The organism is Pseudomonas sp. GG8 (genome assembly GCF_052976945.1).
This window is the reverse complement of sequence record NZ_JBRIIP010000022.1, coordinates 1-10412: the sequence shown is the minus strand read 5'-3', so window position 1 is coordinate 10412 and position 10412 is coordinate 1. Positions and strand designations below refer to the sequence as shown.

General features: G+C 56.0%; 9 protein-coding genes and 4 pseudogenes. 8 read left to right on the top strand and 5 right to left on the bottom strand.

Annotated elements, in window-relative coordinates; genetic code table 11:
* Positions 1-823 (top strand): annotated as a pseudogene (locus ACVBEG_RS27745) (LysR family transcriptional regulator); the annotation flags it as partial.
* Between the two features lie 842 nt (positions 824-1665).
* On the opposite strand, the pseudogene ACVBEG_RS27740 reads toward ACVBEG_RS27745, so the two are convergent.
* Positions 1666-2480 (bottom strand): annotated as a pseudogene (locus tag ACVBEG_RS27740) (undecaprenyl-diphosphate phosphatase).
* Between the two features lie 728 nt (positions 2481-3208).
* Here ACVBEG_RS27740 and ACVBEG_RS27735 point away from each other — a divergent pair.
* Positions 3209-3520: a hypothetical protein gene (locus tag ACVBEG_RS27735; protein WP_447108633.1), complete on the top strand. Its 312-nt coding sequence runs from the start codon at positions 3209-3211 to the stop codon at positions 3518-3520.
* 311 nt (positions 3521-3831) lie between these two features.
* A pseudogene (locus tag ACVBEG_RS27730) lies at positions 3832-4080 on the top strand (methyl-accepting chemotaxis protein); the annotation flags it as partial.
* Positions 4081-4458: 378 nt separating this feature from the next.
* On the opposite strand, the gene ACVBEG_RS27725 reads toward ACVBEG_RS27730, so the two are convergent.
* Complete coding sequence (locus ACVBEG_RS27725) at positions 4459-4650, bottom strand: hypothetical protein (protein ID WP_447108632.1); 192 nt, start codon at positions 4648-4650, stop codon at positions 4459-4461.
* 402 nt (positions 4651-5052) lie between these two features.
* Between ACVBEG_RS27725 and ACVBEG_RS27720 the strand changes: the two are divergent.
* A pseudogene (locus ACVBEG_RS27720) lies at positions 5053-5584 on the top strand (AAA family ATPase).
* A 432-nt stretch (positions 5585-6016) separates the two neighbouring features.
* Here ACVBEG_RS27720 and ACVBEG_RS27715 read toward each other — a convergent pair.
* A complete protein-coding gene (locus ACVBEG_RS27715) occupies positions 6017-6151 on the bottom strand; it encodes a hypothetical protein (RefSeq protein ID WP_447108631.1) in 135 nt (44 codons plus the stop codon).
* Between the two features lie 183 nt (positions 6152-6334).
* Between ACVBEG_RS27715 and ACVBEG_RS27710 the strand changes: the two genes are divergently transcribed.
* Together ACVBEG_RS27710 and ACVBEG_RS27705 are read left to right on the top strand one after the other, a co-directional pair.
* Entirely contained in the window at positions 6335-6628 is a 294-nt protein-coding gene (locus ACVBEG_RS27710; RefSeq protein ID WP_447108630.1) for a hypothetical protein, read from the top strand.
* A gap of 799 nt (positions 6629-7427) precedes the next feature.
* A complete protein-coding gene (locus ACVBEG_RS27705; protein WP_447108629.1) occupies positions 7428-7550 on the top strand; it encodes a hypothetical protein in 123 nt (40 codons plus the stop codon).
* Between the two features lie 226 nt (positions 7551-7776).
* On the opposite strand, the gene ACVBEG_RS27700 is transcribed toward ACVBEG_RS27705, so the two are convergent.
* Positions 7777-7959 carry a hypothetical protein gene (locus ACVBEG_RS27700; RefSeq protein WP_447108628.1) on the bottom strand — a complete coding sequence of 61 codons (183 nt, stop codon included), beginning with the start codon at positions 7957-7959 and terminating at the stop codon, positions 7777-7779.
* A gap of 555 nt (positions 7960-8514) precedes the next feature.
* Here ACVBEG_RS27700 and ACVBEG_RS27695 point away from each other — a divergent pair.
* Complete coding sequence (locus ACVBEG_RS27695; protein WP_447108627.1) at positions 8515-8703, top strand: hypothetical protein; 189 nt, start codon at positions 8515-8517, stop codon at positions 8701-8703.
* Positions 8704-9150: 447 nt separating this feature from the next.
* Here the strand turns inward: ACVBEG_RS27695 and ACVBEG_RS27690 are convergent, their stop codons facing one another.
* On the bottom strand, positions 9151-9363 hold the full coding sequence (locus ACVBEG_RS27690; protein WP_447108626.1) for a hypothetical protein: 213 nt from the start codon (positions 9361-9363) through the stop codon (positions 9151-9153).
* Between the two features lie 437 nt (positions 9364-9800).
* On the opposite strand from ACVBEG_RS27690, the gene ACVBEG_RS27685 reads away from it, so the two are divergent.
* A complete protein-coding gene (locus tag ACVBEG_RS27685) occupies positions 9801-10343 on the top strand; it encodes a hypothetical protein (RefSeq protein ID WP_447108625.1) in 543 nt (180 codons plus the stop codon).
* The last annotated feature ends 69 nt before the right edge of the window (positions 10344-10412 follow it).

Below are 10412 nucleotides of genomic sequence, written 5' to 3'. Positions count from 1 at the left end.
GCAAAAGTCGTTGAGGCTCGAGGTTTCGCAGCTCAGCGTCTTCGGCAACTGCAAGAAGTCCCGCCTGTCTCGACGTATCGCCGAGCTGAAGATCACCTGAGCGCGGACCTGTGCAACGCGCGACGCGCGAGCTGTCGCTGACGGCGGTTGGCAAGCGTTCTGCGGCGTTGCCAAGCTATGTTGCTCGAAGCGGAAATGGCCGATGAAGCGGTCGCGTCACTGTCGAGCAAGACCTCGCGGCCAGCTGCGGTCCTGCCGGTCGGTTTAACGCCATTTGAGATATTGGCCGACGTGATCGCTCGTTGGCAGATCACCACCAGGTCCAGCTGGAAATGTTGCTGGTCGATCGACGTGTCGATCTCGTGAATGAGCGTGATTCGCGCTTCCGGGTGCGCGACATCGGCGATGAAGGCCCGGCCTGATCGTCGCCGACTGGCACCGGCTCTCGCTCTCGTACGTCCTCACCCATGTTGCTGGCCGTGTCGTGGGTCCACCTGGACCTGGCAAGCCTGCCGGTCCTCGGCGCTATCGAGGCTGATCGGATGGTTCACTACGATCTGGTCCACAGCAGCAGCAGCGATGTGAAGTAGGCGAAGTCACCTGGCCGTCGAATCGTCCCTATCCGCGAAAGCACCGTCTGGTGACCTTGGGTTGACCATGTTGCCGATGATGAACTGCCGTGAAGAAGTGGCTGACGGTCGTCTCGTTCAGTTGCTGCCCGATTCGTCACTGCCAGAGCACCTGCAAGCGGCTTGCTCAGCGGCGCGGCATGCTTCCGGCGGTGAGGGCGTCGATTGATGACCATCAGCAGCGCGTCCGCTGATGACTTGCACGGTCATGATTGACTGCCACCGATGAGGAAGGCGAGGATGGAATCCTCGAACAGTGCACAGTTTTGCCTGCAACTGCCCGGTGCTGCACAAGGATGCCGATGGGCGCGCCAAGATGTTTTCAGTCGCCACGGACAGATGTTCGCCGTGCTTGATCCGCAGCACCAGGCTGTCGTTCATAGGTGCCGAGCTGTTTCTGGGTTATGTCGATGAGCAGGGTATTCACCGCGCCCTATCTGGCGCATCATCTGGATCAGCGTTGGCACCACCCCTACCCCTGAGCGACAACAACGAGTTGCGCGATCTGCTGACACGCTCGCGTCGAGTCGTGGTATGGCGGTTCGCCGAATCCGACGGTTGGTTTGAAGGTGTTGGTGGAAGTAGGCAGGCCAGGAGAATTGTGCCTTGCAGAACGAAGAGGTCGATCCAGATCCTGATGCAGCATGACGATCAGCCAGAGCACGACTTGATAGAGAGTTGCCGGTTTTGTGCCGAAAGCGTGCTCTGCCAGCAGGCCGGCCAGCCGCCCAGCAACTCGACGCCATCTGCAGGACTTCTCCGGCGTGCGCCGGCCCGTCGTCCGGGCCCTGTTTTATCGTGCCGTATGAGAGAAGAACGCCAGCAAGCTCGTCGCTGCGTGACCCGCTGGCAGGGATCGCCGAAACGCCCCTGATTGCCATCGACAGTGCGCCGAAGCCTGGCAACGCGCGCAACCAAGAGGATGGAGAGCTGACCGACATGCTGCACCAACTGTTCCAGCGGCATCATCGGCGCCCGCTTGCCCCTGTCCAGACGTTCCTTGAGGACTGCGTGCGTTATTCCATAGGTCTGATCCTTAAGCAGCCGCGGAGGACCAGTCGATCCAGCCAAACTGCCAGGTCCGCCAGAATCACCAGACCGAAAGCGATCCAATACCAGCAAATACCGCATAGGTACTCGGTGGAGATGAACTTGGCACGCGCGCCGAACCGCGATCATGGCGAGATGAACAAGGTCGCGAAACAGATGGCAATCACCGGCAGATCATCGTGCTGAAACAACATACGGTGTAGCGCGCCGAATAGACCGCCGCACCGACCATGGTTGGCATCGCGAGGAGAGCAGCGAGGACTCGGTCCTGGCCTTGCGTGACACAACAGCAGCCGCCGATGATGGTTGCGCCAGAACGCGAGGTGCACGGGAATCATCGCCAGACACTGAGCACAACCAGCTTGGCATCGACCCAGGTCGTTTCATCAACAGTTTCAGCGCGCACGACATGTAGCAGCACTCGGCCCACGACGTCGTCGCCCCGCCCACCACCAAAGCTGTCGCGACGGTGATCGGATTGAACAGGTGCGACGATCGGCAAACAACGCCCCAAGTACGATGGCCGAAGACACCGATGATCAAGGTTGACCGTAGAACGTTGCGCTTCCGACTGTTTAGGCAGCCCCAATAACCACATCGATAATCTCGTCGGAACTCCCAGACCACCGCCAGAATCGCCCCCAACTGGATAATGATGTTGAAGGCCATCGCCCTCTCACCACCAAAAATATGATAGATCCCACGACGATCATGTGGTGGCCAGTGCTGGAGACCGGCAAAAACTCGTAACCCTTCTGCGACCCAGGTCGACGCCTGTACTACAGCAGTCCAAATATCCATCATTCCCCCGTAAAAAGCATGCTTCATGCCCCTTAGTATTTTCGATACGATTGCAACAAGGAGCATGCTATGTGTCAGGACCAACATGATGATTGCCATGACGTGAAAGACACATAAGCCACTCATGTTTAGTAGAACAATGCCAAAAGCCTATCAGACATGATAGATCTAACGCTCTAGCATATCTACCATGTAGTACATATTTTGATCCCAGCTCACCAGCGAAAAGAAGACAATATTTTGAAGGAGTCGTTCATGATAGCTTGCGCAGTTTATCAATCAGCCGTACGGTTGTCGCTGATCCTGCATGGTCTCTCTGCTGATGCTGTTGGTAGGCTGGGGCTCTGATGCTAGGACCAATCCACATTGACCTGTATGCCACCAAAGCCAGAAAAACCCCGCAGATTGTCAGCAGACCATCGTAGTCCTTCGTACTTCCACGACCGGAAACCTCACAACTCACTTCGTGAACAAGCCCAGCAACAAGCCCAGGCTGCGGTACGCGGCTGGTTGGACCGAAACGATATTTTTCGATCAATACAACAGTGATGATTTAGTGCACCATGAAATCCAGAAGCTTGAGGGCCAGGACCTGTCTGGCATCAAAGATGCGGATCGCATTGCTACTATTAACGAGATCGTGACTGTCGCAAAAACCAAAGGTGCAGGTCACATCGGCTATCGCTGGCCGAAGACCTGGCTCCAGCAAACCATCAAGACCTCTTTACGTGAATCTTCGAGCCTTCGGCTGGATACTCGGTTCCAGCGTATACATCGACGATATGCAGGCAACTACCGGCCAAGTATGGAAAGCATCCATCACTGGCCTGAGCATTGCACTGGTCATGGCGCTGCTGGTGGTCATGATTTCCCGACATTGTCCGGCCAGTACAGGTCCCATCGACGCCATGGCCAACATCGCCAGTGGTGAAAGTGATCTGACGCGGAGTACGATCTCGCGGGTCATGACGAAGTCACGCAGCTCGCGACCACTTCGACGCCTTCACCACAAAATGGTCGGTTCGTTCGCCAATTGCTGAAGCTGCTGCAGCATCGGCAGGGCGGCTACTCGAACTGGGCAGCAATGCAGCCCGGCTCAATCTCACAGTCAGCAACAGTCAGCAACAGATGGATCTCGTGCGGCCACGGCCATCAATGAAGTGACCTATGGCGTACAGGATGTCACGAACGCCGAACAGGCCGCCGGCGATGCACGACGCCGAAGCCCCAGGCCGAACAAGGAGCAGATCGATATCGACGACGACCTGCGCCAGATCGATCGATCTACTAGCACCATCACCCAGGCGATCATGATTCTCGAAACCCTGGCCAAGCCGCACAGATCGGCGGTGTCCTGGAGGTCATTCGTTCTATCGCCGACCAGACCGACCTGCTGGCGTTGAATGCTGCCATTGAAGCCGCCCGCGCCGGCGAACAAGGGCGCCGCTTTGCTGTGGTAGCCGATGGTGCGCCTGTTCAGCACGACGCCGCGCGAAAATCGACGGCTGAAATTCAGTCGATGATTGAGCACCTCCAACGCCGTTCCAATGCGGCGGTACTTTCAAAGTCATCAGCAACAGCAGTCACGCTTCGCAGTTAACCATCGGGCCAGCCAGCCCAGGCTGGTCGAGGCCTGAGCTCGATCGCTCAGGCATTGCGCAACCTCGATGGCCTGAACGCCTCGATCGCCGCGCGACCCCTGCGACAGGCGCACGTGGTCGAGGACGTCGATCGAAACGTCGCTCGGCGGCTGGTCTGTCACAGAACACCACCTACGCTGCGGAACGTTCCAGCGAAGCCAGTGTGCACCTGCGGACCTGAGCGATCAGTTGAATCAATTGCTGCGGCCAGTTTCCCGGGTATAGACCTTATCTCACAGGATGTATGAGGGGCTTTTGTTGTGAGTGCCCTCCTCACACCCCTCACACCCGTTGTTGTACAACCATCCCCCCTTGCCTTCGCTTTTATCCACTTACAATCAGCCCTCCGATTCCCACTCGTTGCCCCCTAAGGAGTGGTCATTCTGCGGCTTGAACTGTCGCCGCTGCACTTCCAGCATGATCGCCGTCTGGCTGACAGTGGAACAATGCCTCGGGCTCAGCCATAGCGGCCTGGTCATGGTGCTGCTTGTTCTTGCGGCTTTCTTCGAGGTGAAGTTGTACTCGGACATGTGCTTTCCAAAATGATCTATGCCATGTTGCAGCTCATCGTGGCAATGGATCCAGCGAAGCGAAGTCAACAGGGTCGCGTCATCACGTATCTCGAAACCGTCCGCTGTTGTTCGTCTGGCACTGAGCACGTTGCTCAGCCTGGCGTTAGGCGCTGCAATGGCCCACTTTACCGACGCAGCACAACCCTGGCTTGGACACCACGCTGACCGGTTTCAGTTTCAGTGGCCCAGGTATGAGATGCGCCGAAACGCGTCCAGTGCTGGCCTCTGTGGATGGTGCTGGATGTGATTTTCGTCGGCCTGTTCCTTTCTGAGCCTGTCCTCACTGCGGCACTGTATGCGCTCTGCTGATCGCCTTACTCGGCTGGCGCAATCGCACAATCATCAGGCTGTGGCAGCCCAATGAAAGTGCTGGTGCTGCGACGGGACCTGAGTCCAGTGGCGAAAGCTGGTTTCACAGCCCAGTACGAGCCAGCTCGGCGGATGAATGGGTGGGTGAATATGTTCGCTCCTTCATCGAGCAAACAGCCCCAGATCTTCGCCGATCCAGCGCATCCAGAAGGTCAGTTGGCTTGGGAAGACGCTGCTGAGCGAGGCAGCGCTCGTTGCTTATTCTCGACACCCATCTGTAGATGCTCTCGAGCGAAGAACTGTTGTTCGGCGATTGCCCTGGCTGGCTCGAACAACAGCTATTAGCCCGCCGTTCGATTTACACGTGCTATTAGCACCAGAAGATGACTCGATGAGCGACGGTCAGCGCTGCCAGCCGACCTTGAGTGAACGCCAGGCGTTTTACAGCCGCCAGCATTGGCTGAATCTCGATCAACAACCGTACTGCGTAATCGATGGCAGGCAGCATAAGGAGCACAAACAGGTGTTCCACATTCATGCCTCTCAGGTGATCGACTACACCAGGTCGAATACACCATATTGATTGTCCATTATGAAACACCCCACTAGCATTTAAAAGTTGAGAGCCAAGCAGTTTCAGCGATTTAACGATAAATATGCTAAGCCGCTGATACAACAGGCAACGACGTCATCGCCTTCAAGCCCTCATGCACAGCTTCTTCTTACTGATCTGAATATACTTTCACAATCATTACACTGACATTGAAAGTCTTTGAGCTATCACGCTCAACCCTTTGATTTATCTTGACGCTGTTGAAGCGGCACAGCTCCTGCTCTCTTTACTACATCGCTCATTAGGGCCGGCGCATCATCAGAAGACAGTCATCGCAGCATTTCAAGGGCATGTTTGGCCTCGTCTTCATCGATCGTCGCAGCACGTCCCTTATTCCTTGCGGCACATGCAGGCGATGACGTTATTGTTCTGACGCACGGTTCAGCCCACGTCGCCACCCGCTCACTGATGCGTCCAGACCCGAATCCCACCACGGTTAACACTAACGTTCCAGCCGGTCGCAGGTAGCTGGACGATGGTCAGTTCTCGGTCGGTAGACTCGCCCACTGTCACCAGCGGCACAGAGTTGTCGATCACATGCTTGTGCCAACGACCTCCACGGCTTCGATACTGTGGATCGAGGTAACCACTTTCGGTGGGTCATTCCGTCACCAGCGGTATCGCCAATCGCAAGGTCACCGGTCCATCAGCAAGGTCTTGCTCCATGCGCATGATGACGGAGGACCGCTGAGATGACCCGCTGAGTTCCTCATAGTCGCCATGTTCCTGCTCTTGTGCGGTTTTGGCCGACTCGACGCCCCGGTGGTTGATCAGGCGGTCATCGGCGATCTTCGCAGTTCGGCAACTTTTCGTAAACCAGGCCGCTGGCGATCGACGGCGGCGATCAACGGTCGGGCCATCGCCATTCGCACTGAAGCACAGGCCACTGGCCAATATCATCAACAACTCGATGCCCGGATCGATCCGCTACGAAACCCGCGATCAGCCATCGAAGGCAACGCCTTCAGCAATGGCAGCGGTCCTCGGGGTCAACCAGTCTTCCAGCGCCGATGACCAACGAATTAACGCAGTGCACCCTGACGTCGGTCCAGGCGCAGAGCATCGACGACAGCGTCCTGTCACAGCGAAGCGTGGCGCTGTTCCAAGGCTCCCAGCACAACCAGCGCTCCCCCTGGCAACCGCCAGGTCGCTACCAGCGATCAGGCCTTCACCGGTGGTCGAGGGATTATTCAGTTGAACCAGAGGCGCTGGTGGACACAATCGGTCAACACCCTGAGCATAAGGTATTCCCAACTGACCCCGAGCAATACCAGCAATACAGCGATCCAACGTTTCCAACGCTCGCGATCCCATCATCGAAACACCATGAAACCTACGAATGGCAATCAAGCCTCTGGTCTTCGCACTGGCAGCAATAATGGCTGTAGCAGCACCAGCCGACGGGCGCGGTGGCAACGACGACGGCCATGACAACGAGATGATCCTAGCCCCCTGCTGGGCTTCTGATGATGCAGGCTCTGCCGCAACGGTGATCAATTCACGAAGCAGCCATGACAACACGACCCTCAACCCCGAGGCACTCGTAACAGTGCCACGGTCGATAGCTCGGGTTCCAACGCCCGAATCGCAATTTGAGATTAACGTTGCGGGCGCGAGACGCTGACCAACAGGATAACGCTGCCGCCATCGCCACGGCCGATCGAACTTTGATTTCGGTAGCGCGATCTCTGCATCCAGGTCCGGCCCGGACCAACGGCGTGACACTCCTGCCAACTATTCCCGCCCAGACCACCACCACCCTCTCGAACTCGGCCAATGGCAGCTACCCAGCAACATTGGTATCGGTAGATCGGTGAATTATAGCAACTACAACAACGAAGACGATCTGGCGATTGCAGTGTCCGAGGATCATCAGGTGGGCATTCCAGCCTTCAGGCATCGGCCGACCAAACTTGTCAGCGGCACCTTCGGTTAGATGACTATGCTGATCGTAGTTATGAAAAACCACCCTCAAATCCAGCTGTCAATGTGAAAGGCCGCTCTGACAAGGTACGGGGAAGGCTGCGTGTACGACGACGACAGCCATGGTGGTCGTTCGGGCCACAATGACAGCCGCAGTGACAATGACAAAACAAGTGGCCTTCGCTGAAAGTGGCGCTGTAGAGTTGAGCGGCGTAGCGACTTATCAGGTGTTTTGACCCCTACCGTTGGGCAAACCCTGTGACCAACGACGCGACCTCGAGCAACTCGCTGAACGATGTGTCGGGTAACGCCGGCGCAAGCGTTTCCTCGGGCATCGGCAACAGACAGACGGTTTCGCTGTCCATCGCCGCAGGCTCCAAAGCCTGCATGTTGAGCGCGACGGTAATCAGGGGTTCTCGCAAGGAACCCTTCGAGAGCGTTGTTGGAAGTCTTACTTTGCTAAAGAGACTCAAACGTCCAAGGCGTAATGATCATGCGCAGTATCGCCCTCTTCTGCCTATTGATGCCGGCCTGTCACAAGCAGGTCAAATAGCGGTTCCCGGTTTGCCGGTACCGGTAGCGCTACGAGCGCGTTCAGAGCATGCGCGAACAGCGTTCACGATGTCGTCGAACGAAGAGACTGACTTTCACGGCTGTTGGCGCTCCCGCGCTGGCGGCATGTTTTGCGTCGCCTCTCGCTGGACGTGACCGAGAACCAGCTCTCGAAGGCATCTGCTCCACTCCGACCAGGACCTGTGCGTTCACGGGTTTCTCCATGCTCGATATGAAACGCTACGTCGAAAGCATCGGCATGCGTGCCGTCGCTACCGATTCCTTCGGAAAGCCTGGACCGCCTGACCATTCCAGGTCGTGGTGCTGATCGACATTCGCGGCTTATGAGCGTTTCGTCGTGCTCCGAAAGAGTTGAGAAGTTCGGTGTACATCAGTGATCCCATGCTCGGCCACGACGCTCTCCCGTGAAGACTTCACCAGAAGGCTGGAACGGCATCATTTTTCGCGATCATCGGGCCTGGGTATTGACAAACATGGTGCCCTTTCTGGATCCACCATTACCATTAACTGCCGGCGAGGTCGCATCGATACCTTTAACCCCGGTTCAAGGATACGAAGTTAATAAATTAGCTTTGCAAAGTGATTTCTTCTAATAATGAAGGCGAGGAACCGCATGCAAATCCACCACTCCTAGCTGCTGCCTGCATCGTTGTAGCCTGCCGACGTATGCTCGTCGGTTTCGACCCATGAACAAGATCGATTCGCCCAGTTACGCGGTCGTTATGATGCCAGACCGCGTTGTCCTTCGGCATGACCATGACCAGTACTTCGCGAAATACCACGGCGATGTACTCGGCGCCACAACCACACTGCACATGCAACAAACACGATGAGAGCCACAATTTTATGTAGCTCATCAACCAAAAGGAAATCGGTCAACGTACCTGACAAATCACTCGATCACTGAGATGAACTCACCCGCTAATCAGGGCGTGACACAAAGTACACGCACTGCTGGCGACGATTGAGCAGTTCCAGTCACGACGTTCTATCAACATCCAGCAGAACAGCCTAGCACCAGCTCTAACCGCAAACCAGGGTCAGGTATTTGACCACGGCGCAACGATCACGGAGGCCAACCACGCTGCAACCTGACGATTTCGTCCAGCAATGGTGGCGTGCAATTCGCCATTCCAGCCAGCAATGACCGGCAACTGAGTAACATACCGGCAGGGCAGTATTCTGCAGCAACCAATCTTGATCAGACGAGTGATCAGTTCAAAACTTGACACAAATTGAATATTACTACGCAACAACTACCCTCCACTGATCGCTGATCTGATAAAATCATCAACCTCCGGTCTCCGGTTCTCTGATTACGCTCTGATTCATGAAACAGCTCACAGGGATCAGCTACTCTTATGTATCGTTCGTTTCTCGTTTCGCGCGGTTGTTTGTTTCAGTGCGCTGTTACCACGACATTTACCAGGCAGCAGACACTGATGTGCGACATGAAGCAAGAACTTCTTGAGTTGAAACAACGCTACGATGTGCGACAAAAGGCACTGATGATCTCAACAGCGGGTCCCGCCCAGTTGAAGATCAGCCAGCGACGCCTAGCCCAAACGACTGGTGCGCTCGCCGGCGGCCCCCTGCGAGATCCTCCGAATGAGGCAGCGGTGTTGCCATTGCCGGCGGCGATGACCATGCGGACGGGGACGGCAAGCTTGCTTACAGTCAGGCGCTTGAGGTGACTCACAACCGGCGCCGAAGCGTGGCGACCTGTACGACGAAGCCAGCGGTTTCGGTGACGTTCGGCCTGGAAACCGGCATGACCTATGCCCACTACGACGCTGATCAACTGATCCTAATGGTTTTCTGGCGCTGGATTCGATTTCTCGGCAATATCGGTATCGACAAGATCAAGGCCGACAACTGGACCCTGGACTTGACCGGACGCTACAACTTCGACCACGTTGGCAAGTCGATCTCAACGTACCCATTATTTACGATCCACCTACTCTTCATCCGGTGCTGGCAACTCGACAAGTCAGATCTGCAAAGTCGAAGACGTGATCCGACCTTGGGTGGTATGAACGCCGGATCGCCTATAAGTTTCTTGATGAAACCCGCCAACACGCCGGATCAGATGTTTCTTGCGTTAAAGGCGCCTACCGGCAAAGAGCCCTATCAGCATCAAGTACATACGTCCGGTCGGAACGACAACCTTCGACACCTGAAAGTCTCCAACCACGGCAATGGCGTATCGTCATTGACACGGGCCTCTCTCTGATCAAAACCATCAACCCTGCGGGTCCTCTCGGGCGGCATCACTTATCCTTCAACATGGAAAAAGTCATTC

Bases quoted from the DNA above. Each gene is read 5' to 3' on its own strand.
- ACVBEG_RS27725 (WP_447108632.1), bottom strand. From the start codon at position 4,650: ATGTCCGAGTACAACTTCACCTCGAAGAAAGCCGCAAGAACAAGCAGC.
- ACVBEG_RS27710 (WP_447108630.1), top strand. From the start codon at position 6,335: ATGTTCCTGCTCTTGTGCGGTTTTGGCCGACTCGACGCCCCGGTGGTT.